Here is a 23,870-nt window from a genome sequence, read left to right as displayed (position 1 = left end):
GCCGCCTGGCCGGTGACACAGCTGCCCTCGTAACGCTGTCAGGGCCCGAACAGCTTGTCGAGTTGGGACCAGGTGACGTCCAGTTCCTGCCGGATGATGGCTCGGACCATGCCGGGGAAGGCCGCGCCGAGTTGGCCGCTGCGGTGTAGGTCCTTGAATCCGCGGCTGTCTTCGGGCTTGACTCCGTTCGCCAGCTCCTGCCGTGCCTCGTTCACCGATCCGTAGGCCGAGTTGGCGGCATGGGATCGCTCTTGGATCAGTCCGAGCCGACCGAGACCACAAGTCCGGATCGTCTCCAGGCCGAAGACGCTGCTCTTGTACGGCTCGATCGACCCGTCGATGGTGAAGCGCAGGTGCCGGGTCGGATCCCTTTTCCCGAAGGGATTCAGCAGCAGCGGAATCTCCTTCGCGGTCTCCGACGGCGTCGCGCGGGCCGGCGGCTGTTTCACCGGGTAGAGGTTGCCCTTCCAGGCCGCGTTGCAGATCTGACAGGCCAGCAGGTAGTTGTTCCAGTCGTAGGCCAGCCACCAGTAGCCGAGCTCCCAGCGCTTGGAGGGATTGCGGCCGGACAGCTTCGCCAGGTCGGCCAGCTCCTGGCCGCGCTCGGCCTCCCAGTCGACGAACTCACGGACCTCGTTCTTCGGCGCGAAGTGCTCGACGTCACCGTGCTGGCCGGCGATCACCGGCAGCTCGCAGTACCCGCATCTGCCTCGCTGGGCCAGGCTGAAGGCGTCCTTGAAGTCCTGCCAGAGGCCCTTGCTGATCTCGGGCTTCTCACCACGCTCGACCGCGGCCCTGATCCGCGCGGCCTCTTCGGCCACCTTGGTCCCGAACTGGGACGGACACGGTGGCCGCCGGTACAGCATCATGACTCTTCCTCCCCAGCCCTCTGCCCGACGGTCCGTCGGCGGACCGCCTGGGCGACGCTGTTCTTGATGCGGGCACGCTCTGCCGGCCCGGCCTCACCGAGCTCGACCGCCTCCTCCCGGATGATCTGGGCGGCGACGTCCTGGGCGAGGCGCTCGACGGAGGTCTCGGCGAACTGGCCCAGCCGGCCCCGCAACTGCTCCTCCAGATCGGCCCGCCTGCGTTGCTTGGACGCTGACGGACGTTCGAGCAGGATCTTGCTGTGCTCGTCGACCAATGCGGCCGTCTCCGCGTCCGTGGTGGTCGTGAGCCCGAACCAGTCGCCCGTCAGCAACTGGTCGGCCCGCAATCCCTTCGGTACGTCGCGCGGAACCGCCTCGACCCCGGTCCGGCCGGTACGCCGAAGCAGAACCACCTCCCCCGGCTCCGTCTGCTGCAGGCTCAGCGGATCGTGGGTAGTGGCGATCACGCGAAGCCGCGGGAAGACCCGGCGCAGCAGCGAGACGATCGTCATCCGCCACTGGGGATGCAGGTGGACCTCGAGCTCGTCGATCAGCAGCAGGCCCTCGGCTGTCGCCATGCTCTGCCAGTACGACGCCAGGTGCAGGATCAGGTCGGCTGCCAACGCGATCACCGAGCGGTAGCCGTCGCTCAGTTCCGCGAGCGGCGCCCGTTCGCCGTACGACGTCGCGTAAAGCCGGCCGCTTCGCCGGAGCAGCCGGTCCTCGACCTCCATCGGCAGCAACGTCTTCAGGTCGGTGGCGTGCAGGTTGAACTGGTCCGAGGGGACCTGGGCGACATCCGCCAGCCAGGCCTCCGCGTCGCTGAGCGGCGACCACGGATCGAACAGGTTGTCCACGTCCACCCGCCGGGTGGGCTGCCGATCAGTTCCTTTCGGCGGAGGAAGCCGCGTCGGGCCGTACCCCAGGACCATCAGGGCAGGGACATCGCCCTGGAGATCGAAGGTCGCCTGCCCTTGGCGGAACCTGAGCACGACCTCGCGGCCGTCGGAGAAGCCCAGCCGGACCTCGCCCGCACGTGATCCCCGACGGACGACCTCACCGGCGTCCGGCTCCCGGCGTACTCGTTCCTCCTCGCCGGCCATCGCGAGAGCGACCGCCCTGAGCAGACTGCTCTTGCCGACACCGTTCTCCCCCAGCAGCAACAACCACGGCTCCCGGTCCGGCAACGCCGCCCGGAAATCCAGCACCACGTGCTCGATCGCCCGGAAGTTCCGGATGTCGATCCGCTCCAGCCGGACCGTGTCCAACTGCTCGTCGCCGGAGGAGGTCACCGGCTCACTCGGATAGTCGGTGGGTTCATGGCTGGCCACCACACCGCCCACCAAGTCCAGCGCGATCGGGTCGTCGAGCCCGTAGTGACGCAGGGTCTCCAAACCGGAACCACGGTCGAGGAAGTGCTTGCGTAACGCCCAGCGGCGGATACCGGCGTACGGCTGGTCGTCAGCAACCAGGCGTCTGAGCTCGACGGCGATCGAGGTAGAACCCTTGGGCAGGCCGAACGGCTCCAGCGCGGCGAGGACCTCGCGCGCCGCGTCCTGCCTGCCCCTGACCAGGTCGCCTCGGTTGAGTTCGAGGATGTTGATGGTGGTCGTGCCGCGCTCATCAGTGCCGAGGATGTCGCCGGTCTCGGAGTACAGGAACAAGTGCTCTGGCTCGTCGACACATGGATCCACGAGCAGCGCTCGCTCGAGGAGCAACTCGGGCCCGCGAACCTCCGGCTCGGCGCGTCTGCCCAGCACCGGGAACCAAGTGCTCTTGTTGCTGCGGCAATACGAGCAGATCGGGTAGAGGTTCTCCCAGTCGTAGGCCAGCCACCAGTAGTGGTCGCGAGCCACCTTCCGGTCGAGGTCCATGGCCTCCTGTGGCGGCCGGTGCCATTCGACGAACGGCTCGGGCGTCGGGGATTCGCAGTACGCGCACTTGCCACTGAACAACTCGGCCAACGCCGCGGCGACCATCGGATGCTGGACCAGATCGGGCTCCAGGGGGTAGCGGCTCTGGATGTGTTTGCTCAGGTGGTAATTCCGCAGCTGGCCGAGAGCGCGCAGGCGTTGGTCGGCGAGTACGGCCGGTGGCGGGCTCAGGCGGTCGCGGCGGATCATTGGCGCGGCACCAGACGGACGGCCGGCCGCGGGTGAGGGACGTCGCCGGCGCCGGCGGGATGGTCCTGGGCGGCCGAGGACTTGGCCTGCCGCATCAGCAGGTCCGTCAGCGCGAGCTCCGCCGCGGTCCGCGCCGCGCCGCCGATCTTGTACCTGCCGGTCGCGGGGCCGTGCTCCTTCAGAAACGCCTCGTACCCGTCGGCATACCTGGCGTTCATCCCGGTCAGTACCTCGTCGATCTCGGACATCGCCACCCGGTACCGGGTCCACCGGTGATCGTCGAAGTCGAAGTCGTCGAACAGCGCCGCCGCCTCCGCGCCGCGATCGGCCAGTTCCTTGATCACCTCGGGCTCCATCTTGAGGTTCATCCCGCCCTCACCGTCCTTCTGCCGGACGACCGCGACCCGGTCCCGGAAGCCGGGCAGGGTGAGCTGCGTGGTGTCCATCCAGTTCTGCATCGTGCGCACGATCGCGGTCAGGAACGACGTCATCGAGGTGACCGGCTGCACCGGTGGCAGTACGCCGCTGGCGGCCCGGGACGCCCGCCAGACCAGCCCCGGCAGATCGGGGTGCGGCGGACTGAGATTGATCCCGAAGGTCGGCCGGGCCGGCCACAGGCTGTCGAAGAAGTGCATCGGGAAGTTGCTCGAGATGCCGCCGTCGGAGAACCACACCTCGACCAGGCCGCGCTTGCCGAATGCCCGGGACCAGTCCACGCAGAACAGCGGCACGGCGCTGATCAGTCCCGGAAAGCTCAGGCTGATCCTCGCCGCGACCACGACGGGGAGATCCCACGCCTCCGGTAGCCGCCGAACCGGTTGCTGGTGGCAAGGACACCGCATCGAGATGGTGACCTCGACACCCTCGCGACTGTCGATCCGGTCCTCGGCCGCGGTGGACCGCTTGACGAGCTGCTCGACCACCCGGTCGGGGAAGTAGTCGCGCAGCCGGTCCTGGCAGAAGTAGAAGATCCGGTCCGTGAAGGGGAACCGGTACGGCCGGCGCAAGGTCAGGTTGGTCGTCATCACCTCGAGCTCGAGAAGCCGCGCCTCACGAGCTGCCAGGCGTTCCTCCGGCAGTACCCGGCCGGCGCCTTTCGCGACGATCGCCTGCTCCAACTCGACCGCGCGCTGACCCCACAGATCGCCGAGCGTCAGTGGTGGGCCGTCTGTGGGCCGGGCAGCGATCTCATCGATCTTGTCGGTCAGCCAGTCGGTCAGCGGCGGCTTGCCGACCTTCGGATCCCTGCTGTGGCCATCACAGAGGCCGTAGCCGTTCTTCTCCAACGCGGCCAGGGCGCGGCGGCCGAAGACGACCACAGACACCGCGGTGGCGAGGATCAGCGCCAGCGGAAGCCAGACCAGGCCACTGATCGCCGTCCCCAGCCAGTCCCCCAGGCCTGAGGGCCGGCCGCGACTGATCAGCGTGATGATGATCGCGGGCAGCAGCAGGAGCGCGAGCGTCCCCGCGAAGATCCCGGCGGTCTCGCGGACGATGAGTCCCCAGACCCTCCGTCCTTTCCGGCGTACCGACCAGCCGGGCTCGAGCCACGCCGTCAGCACCGTGAAGGTCGGTTTGGTCGCCGCCGACGGCTGGAACAGGTCGGCCAGCGTGGAGCCGAGCTCGTCGGGAATCCGGTTCAGCTTGTCGAATCCCCCGCTCCCCCGGCCGTGCTCGGCCGCCGCGGCGAGCACCGCCGCGATCGCCCCGGCCGACGCTCCGCCGAGGCGGCGCAGCCGGTACCGCTCGGCCAGACGGCAGACAGCCCGCGGGTAGACGATCCCGCTGCTGATCCCGCCCTTCATGATCACGTCGCAGTCAGGCAGCACACGGTCGTGCGCCACCTGACCAGAACCCCCCGGTCCGGTCATTCCGAAACCCCCTAGCCCCAGTTTTCAGCGTCCTCCTGGGGCACCCGCCGGTCAACAGCTCAGCCGGCCCCGGAGTACGACGTACGCCGGCCGCGGGCCCCGGGTAGTCTCACGGCATGTCCGAGTTGAATCCCCCTGTCGCCACCCGCAAGCCGATCGAACGCAGCCACCACGGAGACGTCTTCGTCGACGACTACGAGTGGTTGCGGGACAAGACGAACGACGAGGTGCTCGACTACCTGCGGGCCGAGAACAGCTACACCGAGGCCCGGACGGCCCACCTGGAATCGTTGCGCGAGGCAATCTTCTCCGAGATCTCGGACCGGACCCTGCAGACCGACCTGAGCGTGCCGGCCCGGCGCGGCGGGTACTGGTACTACACCCGCACGGTGGAGGGCAAGCAGTACGGGATCAGCTGCCGGGTGAAGGTGGACGGCGACGAGCCGCCCGCCACCGACGGCGAGATCCCCGGCGAAGAGGTGATGCTGGACGGCAACGAGGTGGCCGGCGACTCCGAGTTCTTCTCCCTCGGCACGGTCGACGTCTCCTCGGACGGCCGGCTGCTGGCGTACTCGGTCGACCTGACCGGCGACGAGCGGTTCACGCTGCGGATCAAGGACCTGAACACGGGCGACCTGCTGCCGGACGAGCTGCCCGGCGTGCACTACGGCTCGGCCTGGTCCGCGGACGGCTCGACCATCTTCTACACCAAGGTCGACGACGCCTGGCGGCCGTACCAGGTCTGGCGGCACACCCTCGGCTCGTCCGACGACGTGCTGGTGATGGAGGAGCCCGACGAGCGGTTCTGGGTCGGCGTCGACCTGACCCGCAACGAGCAGGCCATCCAGATCTCCCTCGGCAGCAAGCTGACCAGCGAGGCGTGGCTGCTCGACGCGAACGACCCGACCGGTGAGCCCGTCGTGGTGGTCCCCCGGCGCGAGGGGATCGAGTACGACGTCGAGCACGCGGGCGACCAGTTGCTGATCGTGCACAACGCGGACGCGAAGAACTTCTCGCTGTCCACGGCACCCCTGGACGCCCCCGGCGAGTGGACCACGCTGATCGAGGGTGACGAGTCGAGCCGGCTGCTGGGCGTCGACGCGTTCGCCGAGCACATGATCCTCTACCGCCGCCGCGACGCGCTCACCGAACTCGCGATCATGCGCCGGCAGCGGGACGGCTCGTTCGGGGCGCCCGAGACGCTGCCCTTCGACGAGCCGATCTACACCGTCTCCCCTGGCCGGAACGACGAGTGGCACGACAACCGCTACCGGTTCGGCTACAACTCGCTCGTTACCCCCGGTTCGACGTACGACGTGGACGTGGCGACGGGTGAGCGCCGCCTGCTCAAGCAGCAGCCCGTACTCGGCGGGGTCGACCTCGGCGCCTATACGCAGTACCGGGAGTGGGCGACCGCGCCGGACGGCACCCAGGTGCCGATCTCGATGGTCGCGCGCAAGGACGTCGCGAAGGACGGGAACGCTCCGATCGTGCTCTACGGCTACGGCTCGTACGAGTCGTCGATGGACCCGTGGTTCTCGATCGCCCGGCTGTCGCTGCTCGACCGGGGCGTGGTGTTCGCGATCGCGCACGTGCGCGGCGGCGGCGAGCTCGGCCGGCACTGGTACGACGACGGCAAGATGCTGACCAAGCGGAACACCTTCACCGACTTCGTCGCGGCCGCCGAGCACCTGGTCAAGGACGGCTGGACCCGGCCGGAGCGGATCGTCGCGCAGGGTGGCAGCGCGGGCGGGCTGCTGATGGGCGCGGTGGCGAACCTGGCTCCGCAGGCGTTCGGCGGGATCGTCGCCGAGGTGCCGTTCGTGGACGCGCTGACCACGATCCTGGACCCGTCGCTGCCGCTGACGGTGATCGAGTGGGAGGAGTGGGGCAACCCGTTGGAGGACCCCGAGGTCTACCGGTACATGAAGTCCTACTCGCCGTACGAGAACGTCACGGCCCAGCAGTACCCGCGGATCCTGGCGATCACCAGCCTCAACGACACCCGTGTCTTCTACGTGGAGCCGGCCAAGTGGGTGGCGAAGCTGCGCGCCACCGCGAGCGGCGAGGTCGACGTACTGCTCAAGACCGAGATGGAGGCCGGCCACGGCGGCCGCTCCGGCCGGTACGACGCCTGGCGCGAGATCGCCTTCACCCTCGCCTGGGAACTGGACACCCTCGGGCTGGCCTGAGCCGCCGGTCCGCATAACTTCTCCGGGTTTGCCGGGGAAGGCTGCGGGCAACCGGAGCGTTGTCACTCAGGAGAGCGACAGATGTGTGTCCTGCAACACATTCGAGGCGGTGATATCGATGCTTCCCGGGTGTGCGGCAGGAAAGCTGAGAAATGTTTCAGAGGCCTTTCCGGGCCGGAAATCCCTGTACTTCAAGCCGATTGTGCGCGGAGCGTGCCCGCAGCGCGCACAAGCGGTCCTGGGAGCGGGAATCCGGCGAGGTTTCGGCCAGTCGGCGATGCCGGGAAATCTCAGGGAACGTTCAGGCTGTTTACACACTCATCGTGGAATCTTGAACCTCACTCGAGCGTTGCTCTCCATGTAACGACGAAGGGAGTTTCGGTGGCTCGCACGGCTCGTGTCCGTTCAACGGACGACGGAATCGACGGTAAGGACAGCGTCGGTCTCTACCTTGAAGAGATCGCTCGCACTCCTTTGCTGACCGCGGAAGAAGAAGTCGAGCTCGCTGAGACGGTCGAGGCAGGTCTCCTCGCGGAGCAACTGCTGGCCGAGGGGCGGGTTGGACGCAAGAAGGGCGGAGCGCCCAAATATGCGACGGAGGAAGAGCTGGAGTGGCTGGCCGAAGAGGGCCAGCGCGCGCAGCAGCGGTTCGTGACCGCCAACCTCCGGCTGGTGGTATCGATCGCCCGCCGCTACGGACGGTCCCAGATGCCGCTCCTGGACCTGGTCCAGGAAGGCAACACGGGCCTGATCCGCGCGGTGGAGAAGTTCGACTACCGCAAGGGATTCAAGTTCTCGACGTACGCGACCTGGTGGGTGCGGCAGGCCATCACCCGCGGTATCGCGCAGCAGGCCCGGGTGGTCCGGCTGCCGGTGCACGTGGTGGAGCAGCTGAACCAGATCGGGTCGGCGCGGCGCACGCTGGAGCGCAAGCTCGGGCGCGAGCCGGAGATCGACGAGATCGCGGCGGAGCTGGACCTGGACGTGGAGCGGGTCACCGACCTGATCCGGATCGGCCGGGACCACATCAGCCTGGACAACCCGATCGATGACGAGGGTGAGACCTCGCTGGGCGACCTGATCGCGGCCGAGACCGCGCCCGGGCCCGACCAGTTGGTCGCCGACGCCTCGGACCGCTCGGGCCTGTTCAGCCTGGTCGACCAGCTCGACCCGCGCTCGGCCGATGTGATCCGGCGCCGCTACGGCCTGCACGACGGCCGCCAGGCCAAGCTCGCCGACATCGGCGCGGTCCACGGCATCTCCGCGGAACGAGTCCGCCAGATCGAGCGCGAGGCGCTGGGCCGCCTCCGCCTGCTGGCAGATCCGACCCTGGCTGCCTGACCCGCCTCTACCGAAACCCCCAGGACCCCCGAGCCGCCCTCCCGGCCGGGGGTCCGCTTGTACCCCCGAGCCGGCCTCCCGGCCGGGGGTCCACTCGTCCCCCCGCCGGTGGTTCGGCTTGGGGGGCTACTTGTACTCGGAACGGAACGGGACGGTCGCCGGTCGGCTGCAGCTGACACCAACCGGCCGGCCTTAGCCGAAGCCAGTCAGCCCACCCCACCCACACCTGCGAGCTTGCTCGCGTGCTCAGCCGAAGCCGACGAACAAACAACAGACCTGCGGCCAGGATCGCTGCCTACCTATACCCAGTGCCGGGTTGAAGCCGCGAGCAAGCTCGCAGGTGTGGTTGAGGGCGGCTGATCGTGTCGGCGGGCTGCTGGATGTGGTGGGGTGGGTACGCGCTGTGACGGCGGGTTAGTTGTCCCAGCGATCTACGGACTAGCTGTTGTCCCAGCGATCTATCAGGGTGGGGAGTTCTGATAGACGCTGGATGGTCGCGTCGGGGGTGCCTTCGGTGTGGCCCACCTGGCTGACCGGGATGGCGCTGTGGGGGATGTGGGCAGCGCGCATGCCTACCTGCTGGGCGCCCCAGACGTCGTCGAAGAGGCGGTCGCCTACGAAGAGGCAGCGGGCTGGGTTGTCGAGGCCTACGGCTCGCATCGCGGCCAGGAAAGCCTCGGGGTGCGGCTTCGTCCACGGGACCTCGCTGGTGTAGACGGCGCCGTCGATCAGGTCGAGGACGCCGTCGCGGGCGAAGATGTCCTCGTGCCGCTGCCGGGACCAGATCGTGTTCGACAGGACGCCGATCTTCAGGCCTCGGTCGCGCAGGCTCTTGAGGGTGTCCACCGCGTCCGGCTCCAGCTCGGTGTGCGGATGCCACTGACGCTCGTACTCCGTCAGCGCGGCCGGCGTCAGCTCGACCTCGGCCAGTAGGCAGACCTCCTCGAGGGTGCTGCTGACATGCTCGTCGCGTGAGCGCAGCCAGACGGACTCCTCGGCGCGCACCAGCCGGGCGGCCAGGTCTTCGGCCCGGGCGTCGTCGATCAGCTCCGCGACGGATCGCCAGACGGAGTACAGGTCGATGTCGTGCCAGGTCGCCAGCGTGCCGCCCCAGTCGAACAGGACGGCCTCGATCGGTTCACTCTTCACGTTCGTCACGGCGGCAACCCTGCCAGATCCGACCGACAGAACTCCTCCGGATTTTCGTTCCGGTCAGCTGAGGTGGGCGACCTTCTTGCGCTTGGCCAGCCAGAGGACGACGACGGCGTACAGGGCCAGGCACGGGGCGTCGATCGCGACCAGGGTCCACGGGGCGCCGCCCTGGTCGTCCCAGCCGCTGAGCTGACCGGTTGCCGCGGGCAACATGAAGGCGATGATGTTGTTCAGCGCGTGCAGTGAGATCGCGCTCTCCAGGCCGCCGGTGCGGATCGTCAGCCAGCCGATCGTCATCGCGAACAGGAAGATGTCCAGCCGGGCCCAGCCGGTGTAGCCGTGGGCCAGGAAGAACAGCACCGCGCTGACCAGCAACGCCGGCCACGGCGTACGCAGTACCTGCTTCAGGAGTTGGACGAAGCGGGAGCCGCGGGTGTTGTCCGGGCCGTACGCGCCGATCGCCTGAATCACCCAGCCGCGGAAGATGAACTCCTCGGCGGCGGACTGGAACGGGACCAGCAGCAGGATCAGCAGCGCCGGACCGATGAAGCTGGCGAAACCCACCCAGGATCCTTCGTCGGCGAGGATCGTGTCGTCGGCGGGGAAGATCGCTTCGACGGCGATGTTCAGGGCGTAGTTGAGCAGGAGGTAGCCGGCGGCCGGCAGGCAGGACAGCAGGAGCCAGCGCCAGCGGATCTTGTTGAGGACCGAGGCGAGGCTCAGCGCGGGGCGACGCTGGACGAAGCGGGCTGAGAGCAGGACTACCGGGGTGAGGGCGGCGAGCATCACGAGGGTGAGGGACAGGTTCTCGAGGTCGCTGTCGAAGAAGTCGTTGCCCTCGGGCTCGGAGAATTCGCCGGTGACGAACGCGTGGATGAGCTCCCAGGCGAACACGACACAGACCGTCGCGAGGATCGCGCCGGCGATCAGGAACAACCCGCTGACGATCGGGCGCCACCAGGTGTGCTTGGCGGTCCGCGCGAGACGGTGGTACGGGGTGCTCGGTGGGGCTGGTACTACCTGAGGCTCCCGGACGCCGTACGGAACGTAGGCGCCGAACGGGGGTTGGCCATACGGCGGTTGCCCGTACGGCGGTTGCCCGTACGGAGGCTGGCCGTACGGAGGCTGGCCGTACGGAGGCTGGCCGTACGGAGGCTGGCCGTAGGGCTGTTGCCCGTACGGCACTGGCGGTTGACCGTATGGCGGGGGCTGCTGCGGTTGGCCATATGGCGAGGGCTGCTGGGGGTACTGCTGTGGTTGCCCGTACGGCGCTGGCGGCGGGCCGCCGTAGGGCGGAGGCTGCGGCCCGCCGTAGGGCGAGGGCTGGGTGCCGTCGTACTGCGGGGGCTGTGGGCCGCCGTAGGGCGGGGGTGGTGGTGTGCCGTAGAGCGGTGGCTGCTGCGTGGCCTGTGGTGGCTGGGGGGCTCCCCACGGTGGCGGCTGCTCGGGTGACCAGAAGCCTGGTTGGCCTGGTACCTGTCCGCCACCCGCCTGCTGCTGAGCGTGCGGCTGCCCCGGCTGCTGCTGATAGGACGGCTGACCCGGCTGCGGGTAAGGCGGCTGACCCGGCAACTGGCCGCTGGGCTCGGGCGACGGGGGTTGGCCGGGGGCGTGCCAGCCGCCGTTGGGCTCGTCCTGCGGACGGACGGCGTTGAGGTCGTCGTCCTGGGGGCGGGCGCCGGCGGGCTGCTCCTGGGTGGCGTCCTGGGCAGGCGGTGACTGACCGTCGCCTGAGGAGGGCGGCGGGTCGGCAGCGGGGGTGGGCTGGTCCGGGTGGGGATCCATGGGGTGACTTTATGAGATGGGGGCAAAAGTGTGGGGGTGCTGGCATGCTTCCGGGCATGGGTGTTCCGCCGTTGGGTCGGTCGGTTCGGGTGGGGTATGCGGTGGGATCGGTGGCGACCGGGTCGTTCGCGACGGTGCCGGGGCTGTTGTTGCTGCCGTATCTGACCGACACGTTGGGGATCGCGGCCGTGCTGGCGGGGGCGATCGTGTTGTTGCCGAAGGCCCTGGACGTGGTGCTCAATCCGGTGGCGGGGCGGATCTCGGACCGGTACGAGTCGCCGCTCGGGCCGCGCCGGCCGTTCCTGCTGCGCGGTGGGCTGGCGCTCGCGGGCTGCTTCGCGTTGCTGTTCGCCGCGCCGGATCTGGGCTCGCGGGTGGTCGACGCGACCTGGGTGCTGGTGGCGTTCGTCGGCTGCGCGGCGGCGTACGCGTTCTTCCAGGTGCCCTACATCGCGATGCCGGCCGAGATCACCGACGACTACGCCGAGCGAACCCGGCTGATGAGCTGGCGGGTCGCCGTGCTGACCGTCGCGATCCTGATCAGCGGCGGCAGCGCGCCGGCGATCCGGGACGCGATCGGCGGCCGCGACGGGTACCGCGTGATGGGGCTGACCATCGCGGTCCTGCTCGCCGTCGGCACCATCGGCGCGTACTACGGAACGCGCGCGGCCCCCATCGGTCGCCCGGCCGAGACCACCGGCACCTTGCGCGAGCAACTGCGGGTGGTCGCGCAGGCCGCGGACTTCCGCTGGCTCCTCATCACGTTGATGCTGCAGGCGCTCGGCATCGGCTCGATGCTCGCCGGCATCGACTACCTGGCCCGCTACGTACTGCGTGATCCCGGCGCCGCGTCGATCGGATTCGTCTGCGTGGTCGGCCCTGCCCTGCTGGTCAGCCCGTTGTGGCTCGCCTTCGGCCAGAGGTACGGCAAGAAGACCGGATTCACCGTGGCCTCGGTGATCCTCGGACTCGGCGCGCTCGGGCTGACCGCTGCCGAGCAGGTGCCGACCTGGACCGTGTACCTGGCGATCGCCGTCGTCGGCATCGGCTTCACCGGCGCGCAGGTGTTCCCACTGGCGATGCTGCCGGATGTCGCCGCCGTCGATGCGGCCAGAAGCGGGATCCGCCGGGCAGGGGTGTTCACCGGGATCTGGACGGCCGGTGAGACGCTCGGTCTCGCGCTGGGACCCGGCGTCTACGCGTTGGTGCTCGCAGCCGGCGGGTATGTCTCATCCACGAATCGCGACGCGGTACAGCCCGAATCGGCGGTGACGGCGATCGTGGTCGGGCTGTCGGTGGTGCCTGCTTTGCTGATCGCCGTCAGTTTGTTCACCTTGCAGCGATACCGGCTGACCGCGGACGAAGTACTGGAGGCCCGATGAGCGACGTACTGGACCGGCTGCGCGCATTGCAGGAAGGGGATCTGCCGACCCATGGCGGCAGCACGCTCGCTTATGTGTACGACTCCGGCCTCGCCGAGGCGGACGAGGTCGGCCGGCAGGCGCTAGCCCTGTACGGCTCGGCGAACGGGCTCGACCCAACGGTGTTCCCGAGCCTGCGCACCCTCGAGAACGAGGTGGTCGGCTGGGCGGCGCGGCTGATGCAGGGACCGGATGCGGTGGGCACCGTCACCTCCGGCGGGACCGAGTCCATCCTGCTGGCTGTGCAGACCGCTCGGGACGCCTCGCCGGGGGTGGCGTCGCCCAGCATGGTGTTGCCGTCCACCGCACACGCCGCGTTCCACAAGGCCGCGCACTACCTCGGCGTACGGGCGGTGGTGGTCGACGTGGAGCCGGGGAGCTACCGTGCCCGGCCGGACGCGATGGCGGCGGCCTGTGACGACACGACCGTGCTCGTGGTGGCCAGCGCGCCGTCGTACGCGCATGGGGTGGTCGACCCGGTTCCCGAGATCGCCGAGGCGGCCTCCGCGCGCGGGATCCGGTTCCACGTCGACGCCTGTATCGGCGGCTGGGTGCTGCCGTATCTGCGGGCTGATGGTGTGGACGTGCCGGACTACGACTTCGCAGTACCGGGGGTGACGAGCGTTTCGGTGGACCTGCACAAGTACGCGTACACCCCGAAGGGCGCGTCGATCCTGCTGCATCGCACGGCGGGACTGCGCAGACCGCAGTACTTCGCCCACGCGGACTGGCCCGGCTACACGATGCTCAACTCGACGATGCAGTCCACCAAGTCCGGCGCTCCCCTGGCCGCCGCGTGGGCCGTCCTCCAGCACATTGGTGACGACGGCTACCAGCGCCTCGCGCGGACCTCGTACGACGCGACGCTCCGGCTGGCCGCGGCGGCCGGAGCGATCGACGGGCTGACGGTGCTCGCTCCCCCGGAGACGACGCTGGTGGCTCTGCGCAGCGATGAGCGCGCGGACGTCTTCACGATCGCCGACGAGATGGCCGCGCAGGGGTGGTTCGTCCAGCCGCAACTGAGCTTCCGCGACCAGGCGCCGTCGCTGCACCTCTCCATGAGCGCAGCCACCGCTCCGCGACTCGACGAGCTGATCGAGGCGCTCACAGCCTCAGTCCGTACTGCGCAAGCCGCCGGGCCGGTGCAGGTCCCCAAGAGTTGGCGGCGGCGGCCCAGGCACTCGATCCGGCCACTCTGGACGACGCCGCCTTCGACGGTCTGCTGGAGCTCGCCGGTCTCGGGACGGGTGAGGCGCTGCCGGAGCGAATGGCGCCGGTGAACGCGCTGCTGGACGTCGCTCCCCCACGCCTGCGCGAGGCACTGCTGATCGCCTTCCTCGACCGCCTGATGCGACCGTCCTGAGCTCAACTGCCCGCCGCACTGAGGCGACCCTTCCAAGCCGCCCACGAACAACCTGCTGCCAAGATGTCGCCGGCAGCCCCGATCCAGCTGCGACGCCTCTCGAAGGAGACCCTCGATGGTGACTGATCCGACTCCTGGACCCGCGGCCTCGACCCGTGCGCTGCCGCAGTCCGTGCTCACCCCGTTGACCGGTGCGGCCATCTTCCTGGTGGTCCGGGTCGAGCCGGGCGGCGAGGAGGCGGCCCGGTCGCTGCTGGAGCGGGCGACCGGCCTGACCCGGGCAGTCGGCTTCCGCGTGCCGGCCGGCAACCTGTCCTGCGTCACCAGCATCGGCTCCGACGCCTGGGACCGGCTCTTCAGCGGGCCTCGGCCGGCCGCGCTGCACCCGTTCAAGGAGCTGCAGGGCGCCAAACACCGGGCGGTGTCGACGCCGGGCGACATCCTCTTTCACATCCGCGCCGACCAGCTCGACATGTGCTTCGAGCTGGCCACCCAGTTCATGAAGGAGCTCGACGGCGCCGCGACCGTGGTCGACGAGGTCCACGGGTTCAAGTACTTCGAGATGCGCGACCTGCTCGGCTTCGTCGACGGGACGGAGAACCCGAGTGGCTCGGACGCCGACGAGGCGGTCGTGATCGGCGCCGAGGACCCGTCCTTCGCCGGCGGCAGCTACGTGATCGTGCAGAAGTACCTGCACGACATGAAGGCGTGGAACTCGCTGACGGTCGAGCAGCAGGAGCACGTGATCGGCCGGACCAAACTCGAGGACATCGAACTGCACGACGACGTGAAGCCGACCAACTCGCACATCGCGCTGACCGTGATCGAGGACGAGGACGGCAACGAGCTCAAGATCCTGCGCGACAACATGCCGTTCGGCTCGGTCGGCGCGCAGGAGTTCGGCACGTACTTCATCGGCTATGCCAAGGACCCGGCCGTCACCGAGTTGATGCTGCGGCGGATGTTCCTCGGCGAGCCCGAGGGCAACTACGACCGGATCCTCGACTTCTCCACAGCCGTCACCGGCACGCTCTTCTTCACCCCGTCGGCCGCCTTCCTCGACGACCTGCCCCCCGCTCCCTGACGCACCCGAAGCGCCAGGGAGCAGGGCTCCTCGCTACTCGCCGAAGAGCTTGGGGTCGGAGTAGCCGTGCCAGGCGAAGTCCAGCGAGTCGGTGAAGGTGCCGGGGACCTTGCCCAGGCCCTGGATGACCGTGGCCGTGCCGTTGGCGTGACCCATGGCGTACAGGTAGCCGGACCCGGTGTCCTTGTCGATGCCGAGCAGCAGCGTGCCGGCGGCGCCGCAGCGCGCGGCGATCATCGTCTCGAAGCCCTGCCAGGTGGCGGCGCGGACCTTCTTCACCACCGGCTTCATCGGTGACACGGTGGGGATCCGGACGGTGTAGAGGGCGCCGCCGCGGGTGTTCACCAGGAAGGTGTCGTAGGTCTTCGTCTGGCTGATCAACGCCATCGTCTTCACGGCCGAGAATCCCGGAGCCGAGCCGCTCGCCCGCCAGACCGGCCGCCCCAGGCTGTCGCTGCCGCGGTTCCAGCGCTGCAGCGTCCCATCGGTGCGCAGGCCGTACTCGTTCTGCCGCAGGCTGGTCGACGACAGCAGGACCTCCGAATGCTCGAGGGACTTGAACGCGCCCCAGCCGCCGCCGATCCGGGTCTGGTACTTGTGCGGCGTTCCCCCGCCGCGCGGCACCAGGTACCCGCTCTCGTAGAGCACGGTCCCCAGTACGACGTTGCCGTCGTGGCCGATGCTGTTGCCCTCCTCGGCCGGACCGTGGATCCAGCTGCTGGTCAACTTCGCCTGCCCGGCGGGGTGGATGCCTCGAGCAACGAAGCGGTTCTCGGTCCGGGTGATCGGCCGGGTCGCCACGAAGCTCTGGATCCGGTGGTCACCCGCCGCGGTGATCGACCCGGCCGAGATCCCACAGGCCGCGCTGCTCGTTGTGGTAGTCGTGGTCGCGCCGTACGCCAGTCCTGGAAGAACCCCCGCCCCCAGCACACCGACGGCCAGGGCGGCCGTCGCTCTCGACCGAAGAAGCTTGTTCATCAGTAACACCCCCAGTAGTAGTCCTGTATCGGAGACGCCTGCCAGGGAAGGAAAGTTCAGCTCTACTCGCCGAAGAGTCTCCTGGCCTGGGGACTGTCGCCTTGTCTATGCCCAGCACCAGCGAGCCCTTGGCGCCGCACGGTTCGGCCACCACCGTGTCGTACGTCCGCACTCACTCTCCGTAGAGCATTGGTGCGTCGTTGGGCCTGAGGGCGTGCCGGAAGTAGACCGGGTCGGCGAAGGTGCCGGGCACCTTGCCGAGGCCCTTGATCACCGTGGCGGTGCCGTTCGCGTGGCCGACGGCGTACAGGTAGGCGGACTTGGTGTCCTTGTCGATGCCGACGAGCAGCGTGCCGTACTGGCCGCACTTCTCGAGCTGGAGCGACTCGAACCCCTGCCAGGTGGAGCTGCGGACCTGCTTCACGATCGGCTTCATCGGCGAGGTCCGCGGGATGCGGATCGTGTAGAGCGCGCCTCCCCGGGTGTTCGCCAGGAAGGTGTCGTAGGTGGCCGTCTGGCTGATCATCGCCATCGTCTTCACGGCGGCGAACCCCGGCGCGGTCTGCTTCTGGGTCCAGGTCCCGCCGTTCTTGTGGTCCACCACCCACCGGAAGAGCGTGCCGTCGGCGCGGAGCGCGTACTGCGTCGTCACGCCGAAGACGCCGTTCGGCGTGAACGGGTAGTACCTGACCGTCTCGAAGGCGGTCATGTCACCCCAGCCACCACCGACCGGGGTGAGGCCCTTGTCCTCAGACTTGACCGTGCCGTCCAGTCCGACGCGGTAGCTACTGTTGTACATCGTCGAGCCCATCACGACATTGCCAGAGACCGCGCCTTGATAGCCGGTGACGTCCGGGTCGGACGCCATCGACGCGCTGAGCCGCACTTGGCCGTCCGGATAGATGTCCTTGTACACCCGGCGCGGCTCGACGGTGATCGGCGACGTCGCTCTGAACACGGTGGAGGTGTGATCACCGCCAGGCGTCACCGAGCCCAGCACCAGGAAGCAGGCCTCGGCGACAGCGCCGGCCCGGGTCGTCTTCGCTGCCGCGGTGCCAGGGATGATTCCCGCTATTAGCAGGGCTGCCGCCACCGCTGCTCCCGCCTTACGCTTCCGACCGGACATCGCCGAGCCTCTCGTTCGCAGTACTGGTCAAGCTCCTACCCGCCTTGATGCGGACACGGGCGGAAAAGTTGTGCCGGGATCTGTCGGTGGCGTGGGTGAGACTGGGAGCATGTTGCTCGCAGATGTGGTCGCCACTTCGACCTCGCTGAGTCAGACCAGGTCGCGCCGGGCCAAGGCGGACCTGATCGCGACGCTGCTCACCACCGCGACCGATCCGGTGGAGACGGAGATCGTCGTCACGTACCTTTCCGGCGAGCTGCGCCAGCGCCGTACGGGCGTGGGCTGGCGGACGCTGACCGACGCGCCGGGGCCGGCGGACACTCCGTCGCTGACGATCGAGGAGGTCGACCAGGCGTTCGCCGAGCTGTCCGAGTTCGCCGGCGCCGGGTCGCAGGCGAAGCGGCGGTCCGCGGTCGACGCGCTCTTCGGCCGGGCGACCGCGGATGAGCAGCGCTTCCTGCGGCTGCTCGTCAGCGGCGAGTTGCGGCAGGGCGCGCTCGACGGGGTGATGGCGGACGCGGTCGCCAAGGCGACGGGCATCCCGCTGGACAAGATCCGGGCGGCGACCATGCTGCGGGGCGCCGCGGCGCCGGTGGCGGTCGCGGTCCTGACCGAGGGTGAGGCCGGGCTCGACCAGTTCGGCCTCGAGGTCGGGCGCGGGGTGCAGCCGATGCTCGCGCAGTCCGCGACCACCGTCGCCGAGGCGATGGCCAAGACCGGCACGCCGGCCGCGATCGAGTGGAAGCTCGACGGGATCCGGATCCAGGTCCACCGCGACGGCGACCAGGTGGTCGTCTACACCCGCACGCTCGACGAGATCACCGGTCGCGTGCCCGAGGTCGTCACCGCCGTGCTCGAGCTGCAGGCGGACAAGGTGGTGCTCGACGGCGAACTGATCGCGCTGCGCCCCGACGGCCGACCCGAAGCCTTCCAGATCACCGGCTCCCGTACTGCGACGCGCGCCGCGACCGGCCCGGAGACGGTGCCGCTCACGCCGTACTTCTTCGACATCCTGCACCTGGACGGGCACGACCTGCTCGGCCTGGACAGCACCGAGCGGCACGAGTGGCTGAGCACCCTGGTGCCCGAGGAGCGCCGAATCCCCCGCTTCGTGACCGAGGACGCGGAGGCGGGTCAGGCCTTCTTCACCGACGCGGTCAAGCGGGGCCACGAGGGCGTGATGGTGAAGTCGCTGACCGTGCCGTACGAGGCCGGCCGGCGCGGGTCCGGCTGGGTCAAGGTCAAGCAGACGCATACCCTCGACCTCATCGTGCTCGCCGCGGAGTGGGGCCACGGGCGGCGTACGGGGTGGTTGTCGAACCTCCATCTCGGCGCCCGGGACGAGGAGACCGGCGAATTCGTGATGCTGGGCAAGACGTTCAAGGGGCTGACCGACGAACTGCTCCGCTGGCAGACCGAGCGGTTCCAGCAGCTCGAGACCCGGCGCGACGAGTACACGGTCTACCTGCGGCCGGAGATCGTGGTCGAGATCGCGTTCGACGGGGTGCAGACCTCGACGCGGTACCCCGGTGGGATGGCGCTGCGGTTCGCCCGGGTGCTGCGTTATCGCGACGACAAGACCCCCGCGCAGGTCGACACTGTGCAGGCAGTCCGGGCAATCCATCAACCCACCGAAGGGCCTGACGATGAGCAGTGAACCGGTCGATCCCGACGTCGCCACCCGGCAGTTGGCCCGGGCGTCTCTCGAGCAGGACGACGCGACCGGCTGGTTCGAGCGCCTGTACTCCGCTGCCCAGAACGGCCAGGCCGTCGTCCCGTGGGACCGTGGTACCGCGCACGTGTTGCTCACCGACTGGGTGGAGGTGTCAGAGCCCGACGGCGCCGGCAAGAGTGCCCTCGTGGTCGGCGCCGGCACCGGCTGGGACGCGGAACTGATCGCCGATTCGGGCTTCGACACGATCGCCTTCGACATCTCCCCCACGGCCGTCGAGACCGCGAAACGAGCCCACCCGAACTCCAAGGCGACGTACCAGGTGGCCGACCTCCTGAACCCGCCGGCCGAGTGGCACCGCGCCTTCGACCTGGTCGTCGAGATCTACACCGTCCAGGCCCTGCCCATCCCGCTCCAACCCACCGCCACCCGTCAGGTCGGCGAACTGGTCCGTCCCGGCGGCACCCTCCTGGTCATCGCCGCCGCCCGCGACGACGACACCCCGGAGTCGGCCGTCGAGGGACCTCCCTGGCCCCTGACCCAGGCCGCCATCGAGGCCTTCGCCACCGACGAGCTCCGCCTCATCCAGCTGGACAAGTCGCCGAGCCCTTCGGACCCCGCCCTCTTCCGGTGGCGCGCCGAGTACCTGCGCGACTGAGCGTTCGAACCCGACTAGAACATATGTTCGAAAAGAAGCTAGAATGGAGGTATGGCTGGGCGAAGTGAGGCTGGGCCCACCGTGTTGCGGATCTTGCTCGGGGCCCAGTTGCGGCGGTTGCGGGAGCGGGCCGGGGTGACCCGGTCCGATGCGGGGTGGGCGATCCGGGCGTCAGAGTCGAAGATCAGCCGGATGGAGCTCGGCCGGGTCGGCTTCAAGGAGCGGGACGTCGAGGACCTCCTCAGCCTGTACGGCGTGAGCGAGGCCGGCGAGCGTGCTCGGCTGCTGGAACTGGCCCGCGACGCCAACGACCGCGGCTGGTGGCATCGCTACAGCGACGTGACACCGGACTGGTTCGACGCCTACCTCGGGCTCGAGGCCGCCGCGGAGCTGATCAGGACCTACGAGATCCAGTTCGTGCCGGGGCTCCTGCAGATCCCGCAGTACACCCGGGCCGTCGCCCGGCTGACCAGCGGCGCGGAGCGGTCGGAGACCGAGATCGACAAGGTCGTCGCGCTGCGCAAGACCCGCCAGGCCGTGCTCGACCGTGATCCGCCGCTGCGCCTCTGGGCGGTTGTCGAGGAGTCCGTGCTGTGGCGTCCGATCGGTGGCACGGAGGTGTTGCGGAGCCAGTTGACCTCGTTGATCGAGGCGATCCGCCGGCCCAACATCACCTTGCAGATCATCCCGCTCGGCAGCGCTGGGCACGCGGCGACCGGTGGCGCGTTCAGTGTGCTGCGCTTCCCACAGCACGACCTGCCCGACGTGGTGTACCTGGAGCACCTCACCAGCGCGTTGTACCTCGACAAGAACGACGACATCGACGCCTACACCCACGTTCTCGACAACCTCGCCGTCTCCGGCCCGCCGCCGCAGCAGGCCGAGGAGCAACTCACTGCGATCCTCCGCAAGCTCGACTCCGGGCCCTAGACGCTAGATTTCAGGAGGTGTCCGGATCGGGCGGCGCCGTTCGTCGGTCGGGTGTAAGGAGGAATCGTGAAGTACCTACTGCTGATCTGCGGCGACGAGTCCGCGGCAGAGCACGCGAACGACGGATGCGGCGGCTGGTCGGAGGAGATGGAACGCCGCGGGGTGGTGCAGGGCGGCGCCGGACTCGCCCCGCCCAGCGACGCCACCAGCGTGCGGGTCCGCGAGCACGAGGTGTTGCTGACCGACGGCCCGTTCGCCGAGACCAAGGAGCAGGTCGGCGGGTTCTGCATCATCGACTGCGCCGACCTCGACGAGGCGATCGAGATCGCCTCGAAGCATCCGGCCGCCAGTTACGGCACGATCGAGATCCGTCCGCTGCTGGCGGGACCGCCACCCGGCGTCGCGTGATCGAGGAGGCCGTCGCGCGGGCCTTCCGGGACGAGTGGGGCCAGGTGGTCGCCACCTTGATCCGGGTGACCGGCGACTGGGATCTGGCCGAGGAGTGCGCCCAGGACGCGTTCGCCACGGCGCTGGAGCGCTGGCGCCGCGACGGGGTCCCCGACCGCCCGGGCGCGTGGCTGACCACGACGGCTCGCAACCGCGCGATGGATCGGCTGCGGCGTGACGCGGTAGGTGCTGCCAAGTTGCGGGAGGTGGCGGCCATGTCCTACGAACCGGCAGTAGCCGACGACAGCGCGGTACCGGATGATCGGTTGCGGTTGATGTTCACGTGTTGCCATCCCGCGCTGGCGCTGGAGGCCCGGGTCGCGCTGACCCTGCGAACGCTCGCCGGACTCAGCACCGCGGAGATCGCGCGGGCCTTCCTCGTCAACGAGCAGACCATGTCCAAACGGCTCACCCGGGCCAAGCAGAAGATCAAGAACGCCGCCATCCCGTACCGCGTGCCACCCGCGCACCTCCTGCCCGAGCGCACCCCTGCCGTACTGGCCGTGCTCTACCTGCTCTTCAACGAGGGGTACTCCGCCAGCGCCGGAGCCGACCTCGTACGCCGGAACCTCAGCGCCGAGGCCATCCGCCTTGCCAGAGTCCTGGTGCACCTCATGCCGGCCGAGCCCGAGGTGTTCGGGCTGCTCGCGCTGATGCTGCTCCACGACGCCCGAAGCGCCGCCAGACTCGACCCGGCGGGAGTTCTGATTCCGCTGGAGGAGCAAGACCGCACGAGGTGGGAGGCGGACAAGATCGCCGAAGGAATCGCCATCCTCGACGAGGTACTCCCCCGGCGGCAGGCCGGGCCGTACCAGATTCAGGCAGCGATCGCCGCCTGCCACGCGACCGCCAAGACCGCCGCCGACACCGACTGGGCCCAGATCGCCGGGCTCTACCACCGGTTGAGCCTGATCGCGCCGACGCCGGTGGTCACGCTGAATCGGGCCGTCGCCATCGGCATGGCCGAGGGACCGGAGGCGGGACTGCTCCTTGTCGACGAACTCGCCGAGGCGCTCGCCGGCTATCACCTGCTGGCGGCGACGCGGGCCGACCTCCTCCGCCGGGCGGGTCGAGACGCCGAGGCGGTCGCCGCCTACCGCGAAGCGCTCGGCCAGGCGCCGACCGACGCCGAGCGAGCTTTCCTGACCAGAAGAATCGAGGAGATCGGTCACTGAGGTGTCTGTCTGCTCCCAGCCCGTTCGTCGGTGGGGTATGACAGAGATCAGAAGTCTCATCGCCGGGGAGCGGAGTGACCTGACGGAATTCCTCCGGCAACTGCCTGCCGACGGCTGGAACCACCCGACACTGTGCGAAGGCTGGCGCGTGCGGGAGGTGGTCGCGCACATCACGATGCCGTTCCGGTACTCCGCTCCGCGCTTCCTGCTGGAGCTGGCCAAGTCCGGTGGCAGGTTCAACCCGATGGCGGACCGCCTGGCCCGCCGGGACGCGGCCGAGCTCTCGCCGACGGACCTGGTCGAGTCGCTGGCGGCCAACGTGAACCATCCGTGGAAGCCACCGGGTGGCGGGTTCGAGGGAGCGCTGTCGCACGATGTGATCCACGGCCTGGACATCACCGTTGCCCTAGGCCACGACCGGAAGGTACCGGCGGAGCGGATCGAGGTCGTGCTCGGCGAGCTGTCGAGCCGGCAGCTGAAGTTCTTCGGCACCGACCTGACCGGCATCCAACTCCGGGCCACCGACCTCGACTGGACCTACGGTTCCGGGCGGCCGGTGTCGGGCACGGCCCAGGACCTACTCCTCGCCATCTGCGGCCGCGACCTCCCCGCGGGCCGCCTGGATGGCGCCGCCCACTTCACCAAGGAGAACCGATGACGTTCACGACGAGCACGTACACGCTGTGCCTGCCGATCCACGACCGGCCCACGTCGTTCGAGTTCTACCAGGCGGCCCTAGGCCTCGAACCCGTCGGCGAGGTGGCGGATGACGGTATCCCCGAGCCGCTGCAGTTCGTGCTCGGTGACGGGGTCAACCTGATGTTCATTCCCACCGGCGGCTTCGGCTGGGTGACCGCGGGCCGTGAGACCGCGGCCAAGGACGTCAGCGAATGTCTGCTGAGCATCACCTTGAGCACGCAGGCCGAGGTCGATGCGGCCTTCAAGCGCGCAGTGGACTCAGGTGCCGAAGCCGTCACGCCGCCGACCCAGCAGCCGTGGGGTTATACAGCCACTTTCGCCGACCCCGACGGCCACCTTTGGAGTCTCGTCAGTTGAGCGCTTCGAGCAGGGTCTTGGTGAAGGCCGGCAGGTCATCCGGCTTGCGGCTGGTGATCAGGTTGCCGTCGGTGACGACGGTCTCGTCGGTCCACTCCGCGCCCGCGTTGCGCAGGTCGGTCTGCAGGCTCGGCCACGACGTCACCGTCCGGCCCCGGACGACATCGGCCTCGATCAGCGTCCACGGCGCGTGGCAGATCGCCGCGACCGGCTTGCCGGAGTCGACGAACGACTTCACGAAGCCGACCGCCTTCTCGTCGGTGCGCAGCGCGTCGGGATTGGCGACGCCGCCCGGCAGGACCAGCGCGGCGAAGTCCTCCACCGACACGTCACCGACCGCCTGGTTCACCGGGAACTTCTCCGACGCCGTCAGGTGGTCGAAGGTCTGCACCTCGCCCGTCTCGGGGCTCAGCAGCACCGGCTGGTGGCCGGCCTTCGTGACTGCCTTCCACGGTTCGGTCAGCTCCACCCGCTCGATTCCCTCGGCGGCGACCAGGAAGGCGATCTTCTTGCTGTCAGCCATCTCGAACCCCTTTCAGCAGTGGATGTACACCCCGCCGGGTACCCACGCCGATCCCTTGCACACGCGAACCACCAGCCGCGGCTGACCGATCCCGGTGGGCGCGC

At 69.1% G+C, this 23,870-nt stretch carries 20 protein-coding genes; 12 read left to right on the top strand and 8 right to left on the bottom strand.

Annotation, left to right across the window (positions count from 1 at the left end; all coding sequences use genetic code 11):
* Positions 1–38 precede the first annotated feature (38 nt).
* The 3 genes from ABD255_RS11700 to ABD255_RS11690 are packed head-to-tail and all read right to left on the bottom strand — an operon-like array spanning position 39 to position 4,836.
* Complete coding sequence (locus tag ABD255_RS11700; protein WP_344212847.1) at positions 39–869, bottom strand: hypothetical protein; 831 nt, start codon at positions 867–869, stop codon at positions 39–41.
* Positions 866–2,992 carry an AAA family ATPase gene (locus ABD255_RS11695; RefSeq protein ID WP_344212845.1) on the bottom strand — a complete coding sequence of 709 codons (2,127 nt, stop codon included), beginning with the start codon at positions 2,990–2,992 and terminating at the stop codon, positions 866–868. Before ABD255_RS11695 ends, ABD255_RS11700 begins: the two co-directional genes overlap by 4 nt.
* Entirely contained in the window at positions 2,989–4,836 is a 1,848-nt protein-coding gene (locus ABD255_RS11690; protein ID WP_344212843.1) for a patatin-like phospholipase domain-containing protein, read from the bottom strand. Before ABD255_RS11690 ends, ABD255_RS11695 begins: the two co-directional genes overlap by 4 nt.
* Positions 4,837–4,979: 143 nt before the next feature.
* Between ABD255_RS11690 and ABD255_RS11685 the strand changes: the two genes are divergently transcribed.
* Entirely contained in the window at positions 4,980–7,055 is a 2,076-nt protein-coding gene (locus ABD255_RS11685; protein WP_344212841.1) for a S9 family peptidase, read from the top strand.
* Positions 7,056–7,436: 381 nt separating this feature from the next.
* Positions 7,437–8,396: a sigma-70 family RNA polymerase sigma factor gene (locus ABD255_RS11680; RefSeq protein WP_344212839.1), complete on the top strand. Its 960-nt coding sequence runs from the start codon at positions 7,437–7,439 to the stop codon at positions 8,394–8,396.
* A gap of 438 nt (positions 8,397–8,834) precedes the next feature.
* Here ABD255_RS11680 and ABD255_RS11675 read toward each other — a convergent pair whose 3' ends face one another.
* Entirely contained in the window at positions 8,835–9,554 is a 720-nt protein-coding gene (locus tag ABD255_RS11675; protein WP_344212837.1) for an HAD family hydrolase, read from the bottom strand.
* Between the two features lie 54 nt (positions 9,555–9,608).
* On the bottom strand, positions 9,609–11,333 hold the full coding sequence (locus tag ABD255_RS11670; protein WP_344212835.1) for a CPBP family intramembrane glutamic endopeptidase: 1,725 nt from the start codon (positions 11,331–11,333) through the stop codon (positions 9,609–9,611).
* A gap of 56 nt (positions 11,334–11,389) precedes the next feature.
* On the opposite strand from ABD255_RS11670, the gene ABD255_RS11665 reads away from it, so the two are divergent.
* From ABD255_RS11665 to ABD255_RS11655, 3 genes are all read left to right on the top strand, one after another.
* A complete protein-coding gene (locus ABD255_RS11665; RefSeq protein WP_344212833.1) occupies positions 11,390–12,715 on the top strand; it encodes an MFS transporter in 1,326 nt (441 codons plus the stop codon).
* Entirely contained in the window at positions 12,712–14,034 is a 1,323-nt protein-coding gene (locus ABD255_RS11660) for a pyridoxal phosphate-dependent decarboxylase family protein (protein WP_344212831.1), read from the top strand. The genes ABD255_RS11665 and ABD255_RS11660 overlap by 4 nt, the downstream gene beginning before the upstream one ends.
* Before the next feature lie 198 nt (positions 14,035–14,232).
* A complete protein-coding gene (locus ABD255_RS11655; RefSeq protein ID WP_344212829.1) occupies positions 14,233–15,201 on the top strand; it encodes a Dyp-type peroxidase in 969 nt (322 codons plus the stop codon).
* A gap of 33 nt (positions 15,202–15,234) precedes the next feature.
* On the opposite strand, the gene ABD255_RS11650 is transcribed toward ABD255_RS11655, so the two are convergent.
* Together ABD255_RS11650 and ABD255_RS11645 are read right to left on the bottom strand one after the other, a co-directional pair.
* Positions 15,235–16,179 (bottom strand): hypothetical protein, encoded by a 945-nt coding sequence (locus ABD255_RS11650; protein WP_344212827.1) that lies wholly within the window; start codon positions 16,177–16,179, stop codon positions 15,235–15,237.
* Positions 16,180–16,351: 172 nt separating this feature from the next.
* The gene (locus tag ABD255_RS11645; RefSeq protein ID WP_344212825.1) at positions 16,352–17,305 is read right to left on the bottom strand and encodes a hypothetical protein; all 954 of its coding nucleotides are present in this window, start codon (positions 17,303–17,305) and stop codon (positions 16,352–16,354) included.
* 109 nt (positions 17,306–17,414) lie between these two features.
* Between ABD255_RS11645 and ABD255_RS11640 the strand changes: the two genes are divergently transcribed.
* From ABD255_RS11640 to ABD255_RS11610, 7 genes are all read left to right on the top strand, one after another.
* Positions 17,415–18,962, top strand: a complete 1,548-nt coding sequence (locus ABD255_RS11640; RefSeq protein WP_344212824.1) for an ATP-dependent DNA ligase — start codon at positions 17,415–17,417, stop codon at positions 18,960–18,962.
* Positions 18,952–19,635: a class I SAM-dependent methyltransferase gene (locus tag ABD255_RS11635; protein ID WP_344212823.1), complete on the top strand. Its 684-nt coding sequence runs from the start codon at positions 18,952–18,954 to the stop codon at positions 19,633–19,635. The genes ABD255_RS11640 and ABD255_RS11635 overlap by 11 nt, the downstream gene beginning before the upstream one ends.
* A 51-nt stretch (positions 19,636–19,686) precedes the next feature.
* Entirely contained in the window at positions 19,687–20,565 is an 879-nt protein-coding gene (locus ABD255_RS11630) for a helix-turn-helix domain-containing protein (protein ID WP_344212822.1), read from the top strand.
* A gap of 66 nt (positions 20,566–20,631) precedes the next feature.
* Positions 20,632–20,973, top strand: coding sequence for a YciI family protein (locus tag ABD255_RS11625; RefSeq protein ID WP_344212820.1), 342 nt, complete (start codon positions 20,632–20,634; stop codon positions 20,971–20,973).
* Complete coding sequence (locus ABD255_RS11620; RefSeq protein WP_344212818.1) at positions 20,970–22,187, top strand: RNA polymerase sigma factor; 1,218 nt, start codon at positions 20,970–20,972, stop codon at positions 22,185–22,187. Before ABD255_RS11625 ends, ABD255_RS11620 begins: the two co-directional genes overlap by 4 nt.
* A gap of 37 nt (positions 22,188–22,224) precedes the next feature.
* Positions 22,225–22,845 carry a maleylpyruvate isomerase family mycothiol-dependent enzyme gene (locus ABD255_RS11615; protein WP_344212816.1) on the top strand — a complete coding sequence of 207 codons (621 nt, stop codon included), beginning with the start codon at positions 22,225–22,227 and terminating at the stop codon, positions 22,843–22,845.
* The gene (locus ABD255_RS11610) at positions 22,842–23,243 is read left to right on the top strand and encodes a VOC family protein (RefSeq protein WP_344212815.1); all 402 of its coding nucleotides are present in this window, start codon (positions 22,842–22,844) and stop codon (positions 23,241–23,243) included. The genes ABD255_RS11615 and ABD255_RS11610 overlap by 4 nt, the downstream gene beginning before the upstream one ends.
* On the opposite strand, the gene ABD255_RS11605 is transcribed toward ABD255_RS11610, so the two are convergent.
* Positions 23,236–23,766 (bottom strand): type 1 glutamine amidotransferase domain-containing protein, encoded by a 531-nt coding sequence (locus ABD255_RS11605; protein WP_344212813.1) that lies wholly within the window; start codon positions 23,764–23,766, stop codon positions 23,236–23,238. The genes ABD255_RS11610 and ABD255_RS11605 overlap by 8 nt on opposite strands.
* Positions 23,767–23,870 lie beyond the last annotated feature (104 nt).

This window comes from Kribbella sancticallisti (genome assembly GCF_039530625.1).
GTDB lineage: Bacteria > Actinomycetota > Actinomycetes > Propionibacteriales > Kribbellaceae > Kribbella > Kribbella sancticallisti.
Note: the sequence above shows the minus strand (reverse complement) of the source record. Positions and strands in the feature narration are given on the sequence as shown.

Coding starts and splice junctions, on each gene's coding strand:
- ABD255_RS11660 (WP_344212831.1), top strand. CDS start 12,712: ATGAGCGACGTACTGGACCGGCTGCGCGCATTGCAGGAAGGGGATCTG.
- ABD255_RS11685 (WP_344212841.1), top strand. CDS start 4,980: ATGTCCGAGTTGAATCCCCCTGTCGCCACCCGCAAGCCGATCGAACGC.
- ABD255_RS11635 (WP_344212823.1), top strand. CDS start 18,952: ATGAGCAGTGAACCGGTCGATCCCGACGTCGCCACCCGGCAGTTGGCC.
- ABD255_RS11665 (WP_344212833.1), top strand. CDS start 11,390: ATGGGTGTTCCGCCGTTGGGTCGGTCGGTTCGGGTGGGGTATGCGGTG.
- ABD255_RS11605 (WP_344212813.1), bottom strand. CDS start 23,766: ATGGCTGACAGCAAGAAGATCGCCTTCCTGGTCGCCGCCGAGGGAATC.
- ABD255_RS11645 (WP_344212825.1), bottom strand. CDS start 17,305: ATGTCCGGTCGGAAGCGTAAGGCGGGAGCAGCGGTGGCGGCAGCCCTG.
- ABD255_RS11640 (WP_344212824.1), top strand. CDS start 17,415: ATGTTGCTCGCAGATGTGGTCGCCACTTCGACCTCGCTGAGTCAGACC.
- ABD255_RS11615 (WP_344212816.1), top strand. CDS start 22,225: ATGACAGAGATCAGAAGTCTCATCGCCGGGGAGCGGAGTGACCTGACG.
- ABD255_RS11650 (WP_344212827.1), bottom strand. CDS start 16,179: ATGAACAAGCTTCTTCGGTCGAGAGCGACGGCCGCCCTGGCCGTCGGT.
- ABD255_RS11610 (WP_344212815.1), top strand. CDS start 22,842: ATGACGTTCACGACGAGCACGTACACGCTGTGCCTGCCGATCCACGAC.
- ABD255_RS11670 (WP_344212835.1), bottom strand. CDS start 11,333: ATGGATCCCCACCCGGACCAGCCCACCCCCGCTGCCGACCCGCCGCCC.
- ABD255_RS11655 (WP_344212829.1), top strand. CDS start 14,233: ATGGTGACTGATCCGACTCCTGGACCCGCGGCCTCGACCCGTGCGCTG.
- ABD255_RS11695 (WP_344212845.1), bottom strand. CDS start 2,992: ATGATCCGCCGCGACCGCCTGAGCCCGCCACCGGCCGTACTCGCCGAC.
- ABD255_RS11700 (WP_344212847.1), bottom strand. CDS start 869: ATGATGCTGTACCGGCGGCCACCGTGTCCGTCCCAGTTCGGGACCAAG.
- ABD255_RS11630 (WP_344212822.1), top strand. CDS start 19,687: ATGGCTGGGCGAAGTGAGGCTGGGCCCACCGTGTTGCGGATCTTGCTC.